This window comes from Enterobacter sp. N18-03635 (genome assembly GCF_004006055.1).
Lineage (GTDB): Bacteria > Pseudomonadota > Gammaproteobacteria > Enterobacterales > Enterobacteriaceae > Enterobacter > Enterobacter vonholyi.
Genome location: NZ_CP034769.1, coordinates 2,063,251 through 2,080,881, shown reverse-complemented (window position 1 = coordinate 2,080,881; position 17,631 = coordinate 2,063,251). Strand labels below are relative to the sequence as shown.

General features: G+C 61.1%; 15 protein-coding genes. 3 read left to right on the top strand and 12 right to left on the bottom strand.

Features of this window, described 5'->3' with window-relative positions; translation table 11 throughout:
• Positions 1-95 precede the first annotated feature (95 nt).
• The 11 genes from paaK to paaA are packed head-to-tail and all read right to left on the bottom strand — an operon-like array spanning position 96 to position 9,607.
• Positions 96-1,412, bottom strand: coding sequence for a phenylacetate--CoA ligase PaaK (paaK, locus tag ELK40_RS10680; RefSeq protein ID WP_024908034.1), 1,317 nt, complete (start codon positions 1,410-1,412; stop codon positions 96-98).
• Positions 1,413-1,439: 27 nt separating this feature from the next.
• Positions 1,440-2,645, bottom strand: coding sequence for a 3-oxoadipyl-CoA thiolase (gene pcaF / locus ELK40_RS10675; protein WP_127730683.1), 1,206 nt, complete (start codon positions 2,643-2,645; stop codon positions 1,440-1,442).
• Positions 2,645-3,067, bottom strand: coding sequence for a hydroxyphenylacetyl-CoA thioesterase PaaI (gene paaI, locus ELK40_RS10670; protein ID WP_127730681.1), 423 nt, complete (start codon positions 3,065-3,067; stop codon positions 2,645-2,647). The genes pcaF and paaI overlap by 1 nt, the downstream gene beginning before the upstream one ends.
• Entirely contained in the window at positions 3,057-4,481 is a 1,425-nt protein-coding gene (paaH, locus tag ELK40_RS10665) for a 3-hydroxyacyl-CoA dehydrogenase PaaH (RefSeq protein ID WP_127730679.1), read from the bottom strand. Before paaH ends, paaI begins: the two co-directional genes overlap by 11 nt.
• Before the next feature lies 1 nt (position 4,482).
• Complete coding sequence (gene paaG, locus ELK40_RS10660) at positions 4,483-5,271, bottom strand: 2-(1,2-epoxy-1,2-dihydrophenyl)acetyl-CoA isomerase PaaG (RefSeq protein ID WP_127730677.1); 789 nt, start codon at positions 5,269-5,271, stop codon at positions 4,483-4,485.
• A complete protein-coding gene (gene paaF, locus ELK40_RS10655; RefSeq protein WP_127730675.1) occupies positions 5,271-6,038 on the bottom strand; it encodes a 2,3-dehydroadipyl-CoA hydratase PaaF in 768 nt (255 codons plus the stop codon). The genes paaG and paaF overlap by 1 nt, the downstream gene beginning before the upstream one ends.
• Positions 6,035-7,105, bottom strand: a complete 1,071-nt coding sequence (gene paaE / locus ELK40_RS10650; protein ID WP_127730673.1) for a 1,2-phenylacetyl-CoA epoxidase subunit PaaE — start codon at positions 7,103-7,105, stop codon at positions 6,035-6,037. The genes paaF and paaE overlap by 4 nt, the downstream gene beginning before the upstream one ends.
• A 7-nt stretch (positions 7,106-7,112) precedes the next feature.
• Positions 7,113-7,610 (bottom strand): 1,2-phenylacetyl-CoA epoxidase subunit PaaD, encoded by a 498-nt coding sequence (gene paaD / locus ELK40_RS10645; protein WP_115874957.1) that lies wholly within the window; start codon positions 7,608-7,610, stop codon positions 7,113-7,115.
• An 11-nt stretch (positions 7,611-7,621) separates the two neighbouring features.
• Complete coding sequence (gene paaC, locus ELK40_RS10640; RefSeq protein WP_127730671.1) at positions 7,622-8,368, bottom strand: 1,2-phenylacetyl-CoA epoxidase subunit PaaC; 747 nt, start codon at positions 8,366-8,368, stop codon at positions 7,622-7,624.
• Positions 8,369-8,376: 8 nt separating this feature from the next.
• A complete protein-coding gene (gene paaB / locus ELK40_RS10635; protein WP_003857353.1) occupies positions 8,377-8,664 on the bottom strand; it encodes a 1,2-phenylacetyl-CoA epoxidase subunit PaaB in 288 nt (95 codons plus the stop codon).
• Positions 8,665-8,677: 13 nt separating this feature from the next.
• The gene (gene paaA, locus ELK40_RS10630) at positions 8,678-9,607 is read right to left on the bottom strand and encodes a 1,2-phenylacetyl-CoA epoxidase subunit PaaA (RefSeq protein WP_244599406.1); all 930 of its coding nucleotides are present in this window, start codon (positions 9,605-9,607) and stop codon (positions 8,678-8,680) included.
• Between the two features lie 285 nt (positions 9,608-9,892).
• Here paaA and paaZ point away from each other — a divergent pair, with 285 nt between their 5' ends.
• The 3 genes from paaZ to ELK40_RS10615 all read left to right on the top strand — a co-directional run bounded on the left by paaZ (position 9,893) and on the right by ELK40_RS10615 (position 16,032).
• Positions 9,893-11,935 (top strand): phenylacetic acid degradation bifunctional protein PaaZ, encoded by a 2,043-nt coding sequence (gene paaZ, locus ELK40_RS10625; RefSeq protein ID WP_127730669.1) that lies wholly within the window; start codon positions 9,893-9,895, stop codon positions 11,933-11,935.
• 598 nt (positions 11,936-12,533) lie between these two features.
• On the top strand, positions 12,534-14,807 hold the full coding sequence (tynA, locus tag ELK40_RS10620; RefSeq protein WP_127730667.1) for a primary-amine oxidase: 2,274 nt from the start codon (positions 12,534-12,536) through the stop codon (positions 14,805-14,807).
• Between the two features lie 118 nt (positions 14,808-14,925).
• Positions 14,926-16,032, top strand: a complete 1,107-nt coding sequence (locus ELK40_RS10615; protein ID WP_127730665.1) for a GGDEF domain-containing protein — start codon at positions 14,926-14,928, stop codon at positions 16,030-16,032.
• 39 nt (positions 16,033-16,071) lie between these two features.
• Here the strand turns inward: ELK40_RS10615 and ELK40_RS10610 are convergent, their stop codons facing one another.
• A complete protein-coding gene (locus tag ELK40_RS10610; protein WP_115874950.1) occupies positions 16,072-17,571 on the bottom strand; it encodes an aldehyde dehydrogenase family protein in 1,500 nt (499 codons plus the stop codon).
• Between the last annotated feature and the right edge of the window lie 60 nt (positions 17,572-17,631).

The following is a 17,631-nucleotide window of genomic DNA, read 5'->3' as shown; positions in this document are numbered from 1 at the left end:
TTATTTTTGTCCTGGATGAATCATAGCATAGGATTCTGGGATAGCCCCTCACCCTAACCCCCTCCCTTTGGAAGAGGGCCGGGGTGAGAGGAAACTTAGCCGTTGGCCGCCGCTTTACGCAGGTCAAACACCCGGCAGGCTTTTCCCTCCGAGCGCGGGATGCTGCCGCAGTTCACGATCGTCACGTCGGTGGAAATCCCCACCATCGACTTAATGCGGTGGCGCAGCTGGTGGCACACCTGGCAACGCTGCTCGTGGGTCAGCGTCAGACTGCTCTCTTTTAGCTCCACCTTCACGGAAAGTGAATCAAGATGTCCGCGACGGTTCACCTCCAGCTGGTAGTGCGGCGAAAGATGTTCGAACTTCACGATCTCCTCTTCCAGCTGCGACGGGAAGACGTTGACGCCGCGGATGATCAGCATATCGTCGCTGCGGCCGCTGATCCGGTCCATACGGCGCATGCTGCGCGCGGTGGCCGGGAGCAGGCGCGTCAGGTCGCGGGTGCGGTAGCGGATCACCGGCAGCGCCTCTTTGGTCAGCGTGGTGAACAGCAGCTCGCCCTGCTGGCCGTCATCCAGCGGCGTGCCGTCGTTCGGGTTGACGATCTCAGGGTAGAAATGATCTTCCCAGATGGTCGGGCCGTCGACGGTTTCGATACACTCCATCGCCACGCCCGGCCCCATCACTTCGGAGAGGCCATAGATGTCCAGCGCCGTAATGCCTAAGCGTTTTTCAATTTCCCGGCGCATGGCCTGCGTCCACGGCTCGGCGCCGAAGACGCCCACGCGCAGGGAACAGGTGCTGGCATCGCCGCCCATCTGGCGTTCCAGCTCTTCAATCAGGTTGAGGCAGTAGGATGGCGTCACCATGATCATGTCCGGCTGGAAATCACGGATCAGCTGCGCCTGTTTCTCCGTCTGGCCGCCGGACATCGGGATCACCGTCGCGCCTAAACGCTCGGCCCCGTAGTGCGCCCCCAGCCCGCCGGTAAACAGGCCGTAGCCATACGCCACGTGAATTTTGTCCTTCGCGCTGCCGCCCGCCGCGCGCAGGGAGCGGGCCACCAGATTGGCCCAGTTATCGATGTCGCCCTGCGTATAGCCGACAACGGTCGGTTTGCCGGTGGTGCCGGAAGACGCGTGAATGCGCACCACCTGCTCCATCGGCACGGCAAAGGTATCGAACGGATAGTTATCCCGCAGGTCCTGCTTGGTGGTGCACGGGAATTTGCGGATATCCGCCAGCTCTTTGAAATCGTCAGGGTGAACGCCCGCGGCGTCAAACTTGCGTTTGTACATCGGCACGTTGCTGTAGGCGTGATGCAGCGTCCATTTCAGACGCTCTGTCTGCAGCGCCTGTAACTCGTCAAGGGAGGCCGTTTCAATCGGATCAAGCTTTGTTGTATTTGTCATTGTAGGGTACTCACATTGTTTTTATGCTCAAACACGCTCAAGGATCATGGCAATGCCCTGACCCACACCGATGCACATCGTACACAGCGCGTAGCGCCCGCCGCGTCGGTGCAGTTCATTACTCGCGGCCAGCACCAGCCTGGCGCCGCTCATGCCCAGCGGGTGGCCCAGCGCAATCGCGCCACCGTTCGGGTTAACGTGCGCAGCATCATCCGGCAGGCCCAACTGACGCAGCACGCCCAGCGCCTGCGCGGCGAAAGCTTCGTTAAGCTCGATGACGTCCATATCGTTAATGCTGAGTCCGGCGCGCTCCAGCACCCTGCGGGTGGCCGGCACCGGGCCGAGCCCCATCAGACGTGGCTCCACGCCTGCCGTCGCCATCGCCACGATCCGCGTGCGCGGAACTAACCCCTGCGCCAGCGCCATCTTCTCGCTGGCGACGATCAGCGCCGCAGCGCCGTCGTTGACCCCGGAGGCATTCCCCGCCGTGACCACCCCGTTCTTACGGAACGGCGTTTTCAGCCCGGCAAGCTGTTCAAGCGTGGTGTCCGCCCGCGGATGTTCATCCACGCTGAACGCTGTGACCGCCCCTTTTTTACCCGGCACCTGCACCGGCACGATCTCCTGCGCCAGAATGCCGTTCTGCTGTGCCAGCGCGGTACGCTGCTGGCTGCGCAGGGCGAACGCGTCCTGATCGTCACGGCTGATATTTAACAATTCAGCTACATTCTCTGCCGTTTCCGGCATACTGTCAGTTCCGAATTGCTGATGCATGAGCGGATTCACAAATCGCCAGCCGATGGTGGTATCAAAGATCTCCGCCTGACGCTGAAACGCGGCGGTGGCTTTGCCCATCACGAACGGCGCGCGGGACATCGACTCCACGCCGCCCGCGATCAGCAGGTCGCCGTCGCCCGCTTTAATGGTGCGGGCGGCAAAACCAATCGCGTCCAGCCCGGAACCGCACAGGCGGTTAATGGTGGTTCCGGATACCGTCTGCGGCAGCCCGGCCAGCAGGGACGACATGCGCGCCACGTTGCGGTTATCTTCCCCCGCCTGGTTGGCGCAGCCGAAGATCACGTCGTCGATCCGCTCGAGGTCGAGCTGCGGATAGCGGGCCAGCAGCGCGCGCAGCGGCACGGCACCGAGATCGTCGGTTCGGACTGCGGCAAGCGCGCCGCCGTAGCGCCCCACCGGGGTTCGAACGCCATCACAAATAAATGCGTCACGCATCAGGCCTCTCCTGTCACGCTGCCGCCGATGCGGTGAGATTTTCCGCGAAAAAGGGCGACGGTTTTCTGTTGTTGGTTCTGGATTTCAATGTCGTATACGCCGGTCAGCTTGCCCTGATGCTTCACCCGCGCGGTGGCGGTGAGCGTGTCCCCGGCGAAGCCCGGACGCAGAAAATCAATCGAGCAGCCGGAGGCCACCGCCGCCAGCCCCTGGCTGTTGCAGGCGTAGGCAAAGGCAGTGTCCGCCAGCGAAAACAGCTGTCCGCCGTGGCAGGTTTCATGGCCGTTCAGCATCTGCGGGGTGATGGTCATGGTCACCACCGCGTAGCCCTCGTCCATCTCGACAATGTCCATCCCCATCGCCTGGGCGCAGGCGTCCCGTTCGAACATGGTGCGGGCGTTATGCCAGGCGTTATGACTCATAGCTACTCTCCAGAAGCGCGCGCTGGCGCAGCAGTGAACAGGGGCGATAGCGCTCTTCGCCGTAATGGCGCTGCAGGTTCTCCAGCAGCGTCAGCAGGCGCTGCCAGCCCAGGCGCTCGCCCCAGGCGATCGGCCCGCTCGGGTAGTTCACGCCCAGGCGCATGGCCGTGTCGATATCCTTCTCGCTGGCGACCCCTTTTTGCAGGGCATCCAGCGCCTCGTTGGCAATCATCGCCAGCGTCCGCCAGATCAGCAGGCCGGGATAATCGGCAATTCGCACCACCCTGTGTCCCTGCTGCTGCAGGTAGCGGATGGCTTTTTGCGTCGCGGTATGCGGGTTGCTGGCGGCGGCGGCAATGACCGCCACGTCACGCTCGATGCGGTCGACCACCACCACCGGGCCGTTGAGCCGCAGCGCCAGCGCCTGCGCGGTCTCTCCCTGCGTTTCAATCAGGTACACATCATCAATTTCCGTGACACCGTCACGTCGCTTTTCCACGCGCATCGGGCTATAGCTGTCGTTCACCGACTCAACCCACTGCACGTCAGGTTTGTCGCCCTGCCAGTTGTACACGCCCTTCCCGCTTTTCTTGCCCAGCCTTCCAGCCAGCACCAGCTCCTGCTGCACCAGCGAAGGCAGAAAACGACGCTCCTGCCAGAAGGCGTTAAATACCGAGCAGGTCACCGCAAAATTTACGTCCTGACCAATCATGTCGGTCAGCTCCAGCGGCCCCATCGGGAAGCCGCCGCCTTCGCGCAGGGCGGCATCAATCACCTCCGGCGGCGCGACCTGCTCTTCCAGCGCGCGCCAGGCTTCGGAATAGAACGGACGCGCGACGCGGTTGACGATGAACCCCGGCGTTGACTGGCAGCGAACGGGCTGTTTGCCCCAGTTCAGCGCCAGCTCGCACAGCGCGTCGGCCACTTCCGGGGAGGTCGCCAGCCCGCTGACCACCTCCACCAGCTTCATCACCGGCGCCGGGTTAAAGAAATGCAGCCCTGCGACGCGCTCCGGGTGGTGGACGTCCGCCGCAATCGCCGTGACGGAGATGGAGGAGGTATTGCTGGTCAGCACCGTCTGCGGCGGGCAGATCTCAGCCAGCTGGGCAAACAGCGCCTTTTTCACCTCCAGCCGTTCTGAGGCCGCTTCAATCACCAGATCGGCCGCGGAGAGCGCGTCGATCTCCGTGACGGGAACAAGCCGGGCAAGGGTCTGGCTCACGGCATCGGCGGAGAGTTTTCCGCGCGTCACACGGGAGGCCAGACGCTGGCGGATCCCGTCGATGGCGCGTGATATCGCATCGCTGGAGATGTCATAGAGCAGCACCTGATGCCCGTGGCTGGCCGCCACTTCGGCAATCCCGGCACCCATCGTGCCGCTGCCAATCACGGCGACCGTACGTATGTTCAGCATCTTATTTCCCCGTAAAGTTCGGCGCGCGCTTCGCGAGGAAGGCGCTGACGCCCTCGCGGTAGTCGTCGCTGCGCCCGGCCAGGCGCTGATAGTCGCGCTCCAGATCGAGCTGGGCGTCCAGAGTATTGGTTTCCGAAGCATTGATCGCCTGCTTGATCAGCCCCAGGCCGAAGGTCGGCTGCGACGCAAAATGCAGGGCCATCTGCTGTGCCGTGGTGGAGAGCTGCTCGTCATCCACCACCTGCCAGATCATGCCCCACGCCTGCGCCTGTTCGGCGCTGAGTTTGTCCCCGAGCAGCGCCAGCCCCATGGCGCGGGCGCGTCCGGCCACGCGCGGCAGCAGCCAGGTGCCGCCGCAGTCCGGCACCAGGCCGAGCTTGCTGAAGGCCATCACGAAGCTGGCGGAGCGCGCCGCGATCACCATGTCGCACCCGAGCGCCAGCGTGGCGCCCGCACCCGCCGCCACGCCGTTAACGGCACAGATGACGGGCTTCGGCAGCTTTGCCAGGCGGCGCACCAGCGGGTTGTAGAAGGTTTCAACGGACATGCCCAGATCCGGCGCCGGGCCGTTGGGGTCGACGTTGCGGTCATTCAGGTCCTGACCGGCACAGAAACCACGTCCTGCGCCGGTGAGCAGCAGGCAGCGGATAGTGTCATCGCGCTCGGCCTGTTTCAGGCACTCGGCCAGCTGCTGGTGCATCACGTCGTTAAAGCTGTTCAGACGCTCCGGACGGTTCAGCGTAATGGTCATCACGCCCTGTTCTACATGACTGAGAATAAATTCCACTATTAGCGTCCTTTAAAGTCGGGAGTGCGTTTTTGTAGGAAGGCGTTGATGCCTTCCCGGCGGTCTTCGGTGGCAGAAAGCAGCGTAAACAGCTGGCGCTCCTGGGCCAGACCGGCCTGAAGCGGCACCTCCTGAGACTGGCGCAGCGCCTGTTTGGCTGCCTGTAAAGCCAGCGGCGAGTGGCGCCCCATCAGGGCCGCCTGCTTCAGGGCATACTCCAGCGTCAGCGCTGCCGGGAAAACATCGCTCACCAGCCCGGCGCTCAGCGCCTGCTCTGCGGTAATGCTCTCACCGGTCAGCACCATTTTGCTGGCCAGCGATTTCCCGACGCTGCGGATAAGACGCTGGGTGCCGCCCGCGCCGGGCATAATGCCCAGCGTGATTTCCGGCAGGCCGAAACGGGCGTTGTCACCGGCAATCACCACGTCGCACAGCAGCGCCAGCTCGCAGCCCGCCCCCAGGGCGAAGCCGTTTACGGCGGCGATCAGCGGTTTAGGAAAAGCATTGATACGCGCCCACAGCTGCGGGCGGATATCGTTCAGCGTGGCAAGCAGGTCTTTCTCCGCCATTTCGTTGAGATCGGCCCCGGCGGCAAAGCAGCGCTTGCTGCCGTAAATCACGCAGACGGAAATCTCGGCATCCACGGCGGCGGCCTCAAGCTGTTCCGCAAGCTGGGTCAACAGCGCGTTGTTGAGGGCGTTGCGCGCCGCCGGACGGTTTAGCGTCAGCTGCAGCACGCGGCCATGACGGGTAACAATCAGTCCGCTCATGCCATCCCCTTCGCGTCGAAGTCGACGATCACGTCGGCGGTTAACGGCAGCGACTGGCAGCTCAGCACATACCCGGCCGCCAGCTCGTCCGGCTCCAGACTGTAGTTGGTTGCCATGTCCACCTTCCCGCGCAGCACTTTGCATTTACAGGTGGCGCAGACGCCGCCCTTGCAGGCATACGGCAGATCCGCTCCCTGACGCAGGGCGGCATCGAGAATGCTTTCGTCGTCCGCCGTCAGGGTGATTTCACGGTCGCGCCCGTCCTGGCGAACGGTCACTTTTTGTCCATCCACCTGCACGTGCGCCGCGCGCTTAACGGTGATTCCGGAGGTGTTAAAGCGCTCAAGGTGAATGGATTTGTCCGGCATCCCCAGCGCCTTCAGCGTGGCTTCGGCGTCATCCATCATCGCCGACGGGCCGCAGATAAAGGCCTCGTCATACTGGCGGAAGTTGATCAGGGTTTTCGCCAGCGCCTGCAGTTTTTCTCCGTCGATGCGTCCAAAGAGCAGATCGCTGTCCAGCCGTTCCTGGCTGAAGATGGAGACCAGCTGCAGGCGCTGCGGGTATTTGTCCTTCAGGTCCGCCAGCGCCTGGCGGAACATCATGCTCTGGCTGCTGCGGTTGCCGTAGATCAGGGTGAAATGGCTGTTCGGTTCGGTCTCAAGCGTCGCGGAGATAATCGCCAGCATCGGGGTGATCCCGGAGCCTGCCGCAATTGCCAGATAGTGGCCTTCGCGTTCGGCCCGCGGCTGGTAGCCAAACTGCCCCTGAGGAACCATTACCTCCAGCGCCATGCCCGCTTTGATCTCATCCCGGGCATAGCGGGAGAAGCGCCCGCCTTCAATCGCCTTGACCGCCACGCTGATTTCGCCCGGGGCGGCACTCCGGCAGATGGAGTAGCAGCGGCGTAGCTCGTCACCGCCAAGCTTCGTTTTTAACGTCAGGTGCTGGCCTGGGCGGAAGCGGTAGGCCTCCTGCAGCGCCTGCGGCACCGCAAAGGTGATGGTTACCGCGTCGCGGGTTTCGGGTTCCACTTTTGCCACTGTTAATGAATGAAACGTTGTCATGGCAGCCTCAAATGCATTTGAAATAGTCGAAGGGCTCACGGCAGGTGTTGCAGCGATAGAGCGCTTTGCAGGCCGTCGAACCAAATTCACTGATAAGCGCGGTGTCGGTGCTGGCGCAGCGCGGGCAGCTCACCTCGGCTGGGGCGTGTGCGTGACAGCTATGCCCCACCGGCGGACTGATGCCGTACGCCCGCAGGCGCTCACGCGCGTCGGCGGTCATCCAGTCTGTGGTCCAGGCGGGTTCAAGCTGGAGCACAATGTGCACCGGAGTAAAGCCGTGCGCGGTCATCGCCTCACGGATCGCCCCCAGCAGGTGCTCCGTCGCCGGACAGCCCGAGTAGGTGGGCGTGAAGCCGATGACCCAGCCTTCCCCCTGCGCCTTTACGCTGCGCACCATGCCTAAATCGGTGATGGTTAACACCGGCACTTCCGGATCGGGGATCTGGCCTAACAGCGACCAGATTTGCGGGATTTGCGCGGGCGCGATGTCGACGAGGCGTTGCATAGCGTTCTCCTTTACCACTGCTGACCGGGATACGCGCGCTGGAGATACTGCATTTCCGCCAGCATCGGGCCCAGATGTTCGGTATGCAGCCCCCTCTTGCCCCCGGTGCGGTACGCCACCTCGGCGGGCACCTGCAGGCAGGCTTCATTAAGACCGGCAAAGACTTCGCTTTCCCACGGCTGGCGCAGGACGCGCGGGTCAACCGCAACGCCGGGCTCAATCAGCGCCAGCTCGACGTCATCGGCTTCAAACAGCTCCGCCGTAAAACGCCACAGATTGTCGATGGCCTGCTGCATTTTTTGCGCGGACGTTTCGGTCCCGTCGCCCAGACGCACCAGCCAGCCGCGGCTGAAGCGCAGGTGGTAGCGCGCCTCTTTAATTGCCTTGGCGGCAATGGCGGCAAGCTGGCCGTCGCGGCTATGGGTCAGGCGTTCGTACAGCGCCACGTTCCAGGCATCCATCAGGTACTGGCGGGCAATGGTGTCGGCGAAGCTGCCGTTCGGCTGCTCCACCAGCAGCACGTTGCGGAACTGGCGCTCGTCTCGGCCAAACGCCAGCGTGTCTTCATCGCCCTGGCCTTCCAGCTCCGCGGCATAGGTCAGGAAATTGCGCGCCTGCCCCAGCAGGTCGAGACCGATATTGGCGAGCGCGAGGTCGATTTCCAGCTCCGGCGCGTGGCCGCACCAGGCGCCGAGACGCTGGGAAAGCACCAGACCGTTGTCGCCCAGACGCAGGGCATAGGCAGTCACTGAATTCATTCTTTGCCTCACATATGCTCGATGCCGTCGGGGATGGTGTAGAACGTCGGATGGCGGTAAACCTTGCTTTCTGCCGGGTCGAAGAACTCGCCGCTCTCTTCCGGCTGGGAGGCGACAATCTCGCTCGCCTTAACCACCCAGATAGAACAGCCTTCACTGCGGCGGGTGTAGGCATCACGCGCATTTTCCAGCGCCATGCGATCGTCGGCGGCATGCAGACTGCCAACGTGACGGTGGGATAACCCCTGTTTGCTGCGTACGAACACTTCGTACAGCGGCCAGTAGACATTGCTCATGGTTATTTCCTCTTTATGCGGCCTGACGGGCGCGCTGTTTTTCGGCGTGCGCCAGCGCGGCTTCCCGCACCCACGCGCCCTCTTCCCAGGCTTTACGCTTGGCGGCCAGGCGTTCGTGGTTGCAGATGCCGCGCCCGTTAATGACCTCGTCAAACTCCTGCCAGTCGATCTCGCCGAAGCGGTAATGACCGCTCTCGTCATCGAAGCGCAGGTCGGGATCGGGCACCGTCATGCCCAGCATCTCCACCTGCGGCACCGTGTTGTCGACAAAGCGCTGGCGCAGCTCGTCGTTGCCGAAGCGCTTGATTTTCCACGCCAGGCTGCGGGCGCTGTTCGGCGAGTTGTCGTCGTTTGGCCCGAACATCATCAGCGCCGGCCACCAGAAGCGGTTGATGGCGTCCTGGAGCATCTGGCGCTGGGCCTCGCTGCCCTGCGCCAGCACCATGCAGGCCTCAAAGCCCTGACGCTGGTGGAAGCTCTCTTCTTTACAGATTTTCACCATCGCGCGGGCATACGGACCATAGGAAGTGCGGCACAGCGCCACCTGGTTGACGATGGCCGCGCCGTCCACCAGCCAGCCGATCACGCCGATATCGGCCCAGCTCAGGGTCGGATAGTTGAAGATGGAGGAGTATTTCATCCTGCCGTCGAGCATCTTCTGGTAGATGTCTTCCCGCGCGCAGCCCAGCGTTTCCGCCGCGCTGTAGAGGTAAAGCCCGTGTCCGGCTTCGTCCTGCACCTTCGCCAGCAGGATCGCTTTTCGGCGCAGCGTCGGGGCGCGGGCGATCCAGTTCCCTTCCGGCAGCATGCCGACAATTTCGGAGTGCGCATGCTGGCCAATCTGACGGATCAACGTCTTACGGTAGGCGTCAGGCATCCAGTCCTGAGGCTCAATCGCCGTCTCCTGCGCTATGCGCTGCTCAAACCGTTGTTCTTGCGTCACGTCATCACCTTTATGATTCGTTAGTTTGCAAATTAAAGCGTAATGTTGAATCACTTTGTTTTTTAAAAGTTACACAAAGGTTAAATATAACCCCAAGAATTGTTTCCTGATTCTGTGACGCTGCTCGCAAGCCTTTTGCTGAAAGCCTTGATAAGCGGGCCTTCGTATTCTGAAATTCATCCAGCCACATCACATCATTAACAATTCATTAAAAACGCCGCTTGATTTTTATGATTCATGATTAAACTATTAATGAGTAAATTACGTAACATTTGGAGATAAGCGATGCAGCAGTTAGCCAGCTTCTTATCCGGTTCCTGGCAGTCTGGCCGGGGCCGCGAACGCACTATTCATCACGCCATCAGTGGCGAAGCGCTGTGGAGCGTGACCAGCGAAGGGCTGGATATGGCGGCCGCCCGCCGCTATGCGATTGATCGCGGCGGCGAAGCGCTTCACTCGATGACCTTTATCGAACGCGCAGCCATGCTGAAGGCGGTGGCAAAGCACCTGCTTAGCGAGAAAGAGACGTTTTATGCCCTGTCCGCCCAGACCGGGGCGACTAAAGCAGACAGCTGGGTGGACATTGAAGGCGGGATCGGCACCCTTTTCACTTACGCCAGCCTGGGCAGCCGCGAGCTGCCGGATGACACCGTGTGGCCGGAAGACGAGTTAATTCCGCTGTCAAAAGAAGGCGGCTTTGCCGCGCGTCACGTCCTGACCTCGAAGTCCGGCGTGGCGGTGCACATCAACGCCTTTAACTTCCCCTGCTGGGGAATGCTGGAAAAGCTGGCCCCGACCTGGCTTGCCGGCATGCCCGCCATCATCAAACCCGCCACCGCCACCGCCCAGGTGACGCAGGCGATGGTGAAATCCATCCTCGACAGCGGGCTGGTGCCGGACGGTGCCATCAGCCTGATCTGCGGCGGCGCGGGGGATCTGCTCGACCAGCTCGACAGCCAGGACGTGGTCACCTTTACCGGCTCCGCCAGCACCGGGCAAAGCCTGCGCGTGCACCCGAATATCGTGGCGAATTCGATTCCGTTCACGATGGAAGCCGACTCCCTGAACTGCTGCGTGCTGGGGGAAGACGTCACCCCTGAGCAGCCGGAATTTGCCCTGTTCATCCGGGAAGTGGTCCGCGAGATGACCGCCAAAGCCGGGCAAAAATGCACGGCCATTCGCCGCATTATCGTCCCGCAGAGCCAGATTGAGGCCGTGAGCCAGGCGCTGATTGCCCGGCTGGAAAAGGTGTTGGTGGGCGACCCGGCGCAGGAAGGGGTGAAAATGGGTGCGCTGGTCAACGCCGGACAGCGTGCGGACGTGCAGGAGAAAGTGGATCACCTGATCGCCGTAGGCTGCCAGGTCCGACTGGGTGGCAAAGCGGATTTGCAGGCCGCGGGCGCGTTCTTCCCGCCGACGCTGCTGTTCTGCCCGCAGCCGGATGAAACTCCGGCAGTCCACTCAACCGAAGCCTTTGGCCCGGTTGCGACGCTGATGCCGTATCGCAATGCACAGCACGCGATGCAGCTTGCCCGCGCGGGCGGCGGCAGCCTGGCGGGCACGCTGGTCACCGCAGACCTGGACATTGCCCGCCAGTTTATTCTCGGCGCGGCGCGCGCCCACGGGCGTATTCAGATCCTCAACGAGGAAGCCTCGAAAGAGTCCACCGGCCACGGCTCCCCGCTTCCTCAGCTGGTGCACGGCGGCCCGGGTCGCGCGGGCGGCGGCGAAGAGCTGGGCGGCCTGCGTGCGGTGAAGCACTACCTGCAGCGCACCGCGATTCAGGGCAGTCCGACCATGCTGGCCGCCATCGGCAAGCAGTGGGTGCGTGGCGCAACGGTGCAGGAAGATCGCGTGCATCCGTTCCGCAAATACTTTGAGGAGCTACAGCCGGGCGACAGCCTGCTGACGCCGCGCCGTACCCTCACGGAAGCGGACATCGTGAACTTTGCCTGCCTGAGCGGCGATCACTTCTACGCCCATATGGACAAGATCGGCGCGGCAGAGTCGATCTTTGGCGAGCGCGTGGTGCACGGCTACTTCCTGATCTCCGCCGCGGCGGGACTATTCGTTGATGCGGGCGTCGGGCCGGTGATTGCCAACTACGGCATGGAAAACCTGCGCTTTATCGAGCCGGTCAAACCGGGCGATACCATTCAGGTGCGTCTGACCTGCAAGCGCAAAACGCTGAAGAAACAGCGCACCGCCGAGGAAAAACCGACCGGCGTGGTGGAATGGGCGGTTGAGATCTTCAACCAGCACCAGCAGGCCGTGGCGCTTTACTCCATTCTGACGCTGGTGGCGCGCCAGCAGGGAGATTTCAGCTAACGCCCCTCACCCTGACCCTCTCCCCAAAGGGGGAGGAATCCCTGTAATTTTTTTAACCAGAAGCGATAAATTGCTTCAGGAAAATTAATGGCTTACAGCGATACCCTGGTCCGGCTGTAAATCGCCGAAGCGTTTCCGTAAGGCCGGGGCGAGGCGCAGGGATGCGCCGAGAGGGCGTGGCCTGCATGGATGCAGGCTCATGCCCGACCCGATAGCCTGAAGGAATAAGCTGAGGGCACCGCGAAGCGGCGATTTACCGCCGGGAGCCCGGGTCGCCAGGGCGGCGGCGATTGAGCCGCCCTGGCACGTTCACTGGTCATGTCGTGACAGAGTAGCAAGGAACATGAAGTGAACGGAATGACCACTACAGCCGTATGTTCCCCCTCACCCCAGCCCTCTCCCTCAAGGGAGAGGGGGTCGCCTGTGCTGACATCATTTGTGGGGAGAGGAAATGGCCCGGCATGTGATGTATCCCCGCTCTTTTTTTAACCTGGCAAGACTGGCAAATAATCTGGCAGATGCAGGCAAACGCTTTTCTCAGGCGCCTGTCAGGATAAGGCTGTCACAACACAATAAACACAACAAGATGAGGTCTACGATGGGAAGCAATTCTTCTTTTTCTGCCCGTAGAACGGCGCTGGCTATGGCCGTTGCGCTGTGTTGCGCCTGGCAATCCCCTGTTTTCGCCCACGGCAGTGAGGCGCATATGGTCCCGATGGACAAAACGCTGCAGGACTTTGGCGCCGACGTTCAGTGGGATGATTACGCACAGATGTTCACCATTGCGAAAGACGGTGCCTTCGTGAAGGTCAAGCCGGGCGCTAAAACCGCCATCGTCAACGGTAAAACCCTCAGGCTTGAGGTGCCGGTGGTGATGAAAGGCAAGAAAGCCTTTATTTCCGATACCTTTATCAACGATGTTTTCCAGTCCGGCCTTGACCAGACCTTCCAGGTTGAAAAACGCCCTCACCCGTTAAACGCGCTAACGGCGGACGAAATTAAGCAGGCCGTTGAGATTGTGAAAGCCTCGGCGGACTTTAAGCCTAATACCCGCTTTACCCAGATTGCCCTTGCAGAGCCAGAGAAAGCCAAAGTGTGGGACTTTGTGCTTAACGGTACGGCGGTGGATGCCCCGCGTCAGGCAAAGATTGTGATGCTCGATGGAAAGCACGTTATCGAAAGCCTGGTGGATCTGAAGGATAAAAAAATCCTGCGCTGGGAGCCGGTGAAAGACGCGCACGGCATGGTGCTGCTGGATGATTTCACCGCGGTACAGCAGATCGTTAACGAGAGTACGGAATTTGCCGAGGTGCTTAAAAAACACGGCATCACCGACCCGAAAAAAGTGATTACCACGCCGCTGACCGTCGGCTATTTCGACGGTAAAGACGGCCTGAAGCAGGAAGATCGCCTGCTGAAGGTGGTGAGCTATCTGGATGTGGGCGACGGCAACTACTGGGCGCACCCGATTGAAAACCTGGTGGCCGTGGTCGATCTTGAGCAGAAGAAAATCCAGAAGATTGAGGAAGGTGCCGTTGTTCCGGTTCCGATGACGCCGCGCCCCTACGATGGCCGCGATCGTATAGAAACGCCGAAAAAACCGCTCGACATCATCGAGCCGGAAGGTAAGAACTACACCATTACCGGCGATATGGTGCACTGGCAGAACTGGGATTTCCACCTGAGCCTGGACTCTCGCGTCGGTCCGATGATTTCAACCGTCACGTATAACGACAACGGCAAAAAGCGCCAGGTGATGTATCAGGGATCGCTCGGCGGGATGATCGTCCCTTACGGCGATCCGGACGTGGGCTGGTACTTTAAAGCCTATCTCGACTCCGGCGACTACGGTATGGGCACCCTGACCTCACCGCTGGTACGCGGTAAAGACGTGCCGTCCAACGCCGTGATGCTCAATGAAACCATTCCGGATTACACCGGCGCGCCGATGGAGATCCCGCGCGCGATCGCCATTTTCGAACGCTACGCGGGGCCGGAATACAAACATCAGGAGATGGGTCAGCCAAACGTCAGCACCGAGCGCCGCGAGCTGGTGGTGCGCTGGGTGAGTACCGTGGGCAACTACGATTACATCTTCGACTGGGTGTTCCATGAAAATGGCACCATCGGCATTGACGCCGGCGCGACGGGTATCGAAGCGGTGAAAGGCGTGCAGGCAAAAACCATGCACGATGCCACCGCCAAAGACGATACAAAATACGGCACGCTGATCGACCACAACATCGTGGGCACCACGCACCAGCACATCTACAACTTCCGTCTTGATATGGATGTGGACGGCATCAACAACAAGCTGGTGGCTATGGATCCGGAGGTGAAGCCGAATACCGCCGGTGGACCTCGCACCAGCACCATGCAGATCAATCAGTATGATATTGATACCGAGCAGCAGGCGGCGCAGAAGTTCGACCCGGGCACGATTCGCCTGCTGAGCAACACAAGTAAAGAGAACCGCATGGGTAACCCGGTCTCGTACCAGATCATCCCTTACGCGGGCGGTACGCACCCGGTGGCGACCGGCGCGAAATTTGCCCCGGACGAGTGGATTTACCATCGCCTGAGCTTTATGGACAAACAGCTGTGGGTGACCCGCTACCACCCTGATGAGCTCTACCCGGAAGGGAAATTCCCTAACCGCTCCGTACACGACACGGGCCTCGGGCAGTACAGCAAGGATAACGAGTCGCTCAACGATCGGGACGACGTAGTCTGGATGACCACCGGCACCACCCACGTGGCGCGCGCGGAAGAGTGGCCGATCATGCCAACGGAATGGGTGCATACCCTGCTTAAGCCGTGGAACTTCTTCGACGAGACGCCAACGCTCGGGAAGAAAAAAGACGAAAAATAACCACCCGCCGGGCAATAGCCCGGTTTTTTTTGCCCTGACGTTTGAGGATCGTCCTGGCTTGCTTATAGTTACAGATATCTCATCGACATGATTTATCCCCCGGACGGGAAAGGGCTTTATGGAAAAAAGAAAAAAACCGTCGCTGGAACGGGCGACCTGGCCAACGCGCCATGCCATGGTCATGCACGGGCTGGCGATGAACCTGCCGTGGCTGGCCTTCGTCAATATCAGCTTTGCGGTGATGATTCTGCTGCGACACGTTCTGCTTAAGCCCAGCGATCCCCTTTATCCCCACTCGCCCCAGCTGACGAGAATGGTTGATGCCTCCATGCTCGGTATTATCATCCTCTCGGCCGCGCTGATCCTCATGGCCTGGCGGCGTATCGCCGGTATCAGCGTTGTGTTGTTTATCTGTAGCGCCATCTGGTCGGTCTCCTGCTTCTGGTTTATCACCCAGCTGCTGCTCCCGCACGTCTGGCCGCTGTGCGTTATTCTGTTACTCGCCGGTTTGACGGCGCTCTATTTCTACCCTGAAGGGCTGCTCGCCTTTGTGCTCCCGCTCTGGATCACCCTGCCGATAGCAAGCTGGATACGAAACGATGGCCTCAACCTACACTTCGTTGTTATCTGGAGCGTGTTTACGCTGATCTTGATCTGCGGGCGTTTCATTCTGCTGAGCTGGTTTGACGAAGCCTGGCGACGTAACCAGCAAAATCAGCTGCTTATTTCGCGGCTGGACGCGCTGGCGCATCAGGACCCGTTAACCAAAACCGCCAATCGCCGGAAAATGGAGGTGGTGCTGGAGAACGCGGTTGAGCAGAAAAAAACCTTCTCGGTGATCATGCTGGATATCGACTACTTCAAGCGCTACAACGATACCCACGGGCACCAGGCGGGCGACGACTGTCTGACGCGCGTGGCGCGCGTGCTGAAGCAGTCCGTGCGCACGCCTGACGATGTGGTGTCACGCTACGGCGGCGAAGAGTTTCTGGTGATTCTGTTTAATTGCCCGGAGAACATCGCGGAAAAGGTTGCCCTGCGTATTCAGGACGGCCTGCGTACGGAAGCCATACCGCACGGCGCCTCGACGGTCAGCGACCATGTCACCGTGAGCATGGGGATTGCGAGCATGGCCGAGGGGTTAGCGGGCACCGAGATTATCGCCCGTGCCGATGCGGCGCTGTATCGTGCGAAAGAGGCCGGGCGGGATCGGTGGTCGCTGTAGATAAAAGCCGGGTGGCGCTGCGCTTACCCGGCTTGCTTTTTAATACCGCACGCACACCGACTTGGTTTCACACCAGCCGTCCAGCCAGTCCGGGCCAAAATCGCGTCCGGTACCGGACTGCTTCATGCCGCCGAACGGCAGGTTGGCGTCGATCAGCGTATGGCTGTTCACCCAGACGGTGCCCGCCTGCAGCCGGTCGGTATACTCCAGCGCCTTGCTGATATTCTGCGTCCAGACGCTGGCCGTCAGGCCATATTCGGTGTCGTTTGCCAGCTGGAGCGCCTCTTCCCCGTCGGCGACGCGCACAAGGTTGACCACCGGGCCAAACACCTCTTCGCGGGTCAGGCGCAGCGAGGCATCCGGGTTCACCACCAGCGTAGGTGAAACGTAATAGCCTTTGCCTTCCGGCCCCCGGTTACCGACGATCAGCTCCGCGTGGCGCGACTTCGCCTCATCGAGGAAGGTCTGCACCTTGTCGCAATGCGCGCGCGACACCAGCGGGTTAATAAACGCTTCCGGCGACATGCCTGGCCCGACGCTCAGGGATTTCACCGCCTGTTCAAACCCGCTGACCAGCGTGTCAAACAGCGGCGCCTCAATGTAGATGCGCGAGCTCGCCGCGCACACCTGCCCCTGGTTCAGGAAGCTGCCGGTCATCAGGCCTTCGATCACCCACGCAGGGTCCGCATCCTTGAGCACAATTGCCGGGTTTTTCCCGCCCAGCTCCAGGGTCACGCCGGTTAGCGTGTCCGCCGCCGCGCGGGCAATTTGCTTACCCGTCGCCGTTGAGCCGGTGAAGCTCACCTTCGCGATATGCGGATGCGAGGTCAGCGCCGCGCCACACACCGCGCCGCTCCCGGTCACCACGTTGAACACCCCATCCGGGATGCCCGCTTCACTGGCCAGTTCCGCCACGCGCAGCATGGTCAGCGGCGTGGTTTCAGACGGCTTAATGACGATAGAGCAGCCAGCTGCCAGCGCTGGCATCACTTTCCACATGCCGATCATCAGCGGGAAGTTCCAGGGCACAATCCCGGCCACCACGCCAACCGGCTCTTTACGCGTCCACGCCTGATAGCGGGCGCCCTGCGGCAGCGGGATAGAAAGATCGAGAGTTTTACCCGAAATTTTGGTGGTCAGCCCGGCGGTATAGCGCATCCAGTTCAGGGTGCAGCCGACTTCAAACATACGGGAAATGTTGATGGATTTGCCCTGCTCCAGCGTTTCAAGCTGGGCCAGCTCCTCGCTGTGCTGTTCCACCAGATCGGCGAAATGGAGCAGGATCCGCTCGCGCTCCGCCGGAAGTTTTCCGGCCCAGGTGCGGGCCACAAAGGCGCGCCAGCCGGACATGACGGCACGATCAACGTCATCGACGCTGGCATCGGCAGTCGAGGCAATCACCTCGCCCGTAGCCGGGTTGTAGACGTTCAGCCGCTTTTCACTGTCCGACGCGGCCTGACGCCCTTCAATCCACAGGCCATGCTGTCGGTCTAAAAACTGCTGCACGGCAGGCTGAATAGCCACCTGTGATTCAGACATAGGATACTCCTTCGTTATTCTTCGCAGGGTGTTCATCCAGTCTAAGAGGGGTTTTGCATT

Bases quoted from the DNA above. Each gene is read 5' to 3' on its own strand.
- paaZ (WP_127730669.1), top strand. From the start codon at position 9,893: ATGCAGCAGTTAGCCAGCTTCTTATCCGGTTCCTGGCAGTCTGGCCGG.
- paaK (WP_024908034.1), bottom strand. From the start codon at position 1,412: ATGACAAATACAACAAAGCTTGATCCGATTGAAACGGCCTCCCTTGAC.
- paaF (WP_127730675.1), bottom strand. From the start codon at position 6,038: ATGAGCGGACTGATTGTTACCCGTCATGGCCGCGTGCTGCAGCTGACG.
- paaE (WP_127730673.1), bottom strand. From the start codon at position 7,105: ATGACAACGTTTCATTCATTAACAGTGGCAAAAGTGGAACCCGAAACC.
- pcaF (WP_127730683.1), bottom strand. From the start codon at position 2,645: ATGCGTGACGCATTTATTTGTGATGGCGTTCGAACCCCGGTGGGGCGC.
- paaD (WP_115874957.1), bottom strand. From the start codon at position 7,610: ATGCAACGCCTCGTCGACATCGCGCCCGCGCAAATCCCGCAAATCTGG.
- tynA (WP_127730667.1), top strand. From the start codon at position 12,534: ATGGGAAGCAATTCTTCTTTTTCTGCCCGTAGAACGGCGCTGGCTATG.
- paaH (WP_127730679.1), bottom strand. From the start codon at position 4,481: ATGCTGAACATACGTACGGTCGCCGTGATTGGCAGCGGCACGATGGGT.
- ELK40_RS10615 (WP_127730665.1), top strand. From the start codon at position 14,926: ATGGAAAAAAGAAAAAAACCGTCGCTGGAACGGGCGACCTGGCCAACG.
- paaB (WP_003857353.1), bottom strand. From the start codon at position 8,664: ATGAGCAATGTCTACTGGCCGCTGTACGAAGTGTTCGTACGCAGCAAA.
- paaC (WP_127730671.1), bottom strand. From the start codon at position 8,368: ATGAATTCAGTGACTGCCTATGCCCTGCGTCTGGGCGACAACGGTCTG.
- ELK40_RS10610 (WP_115874950.1), bottom strand. From the start codon at position 17,571: ATGTCTGAATCACAGGTGGCTATTCAGCCTGCCGTGCAGCAGTTTTTA.
- paaI (WP_127730681.1), bottom strand. From the start codon at position 3,067: ATGAGTCATAACGCCTGGCATAACGCCCGCACCATGTTCGAACGGGAC.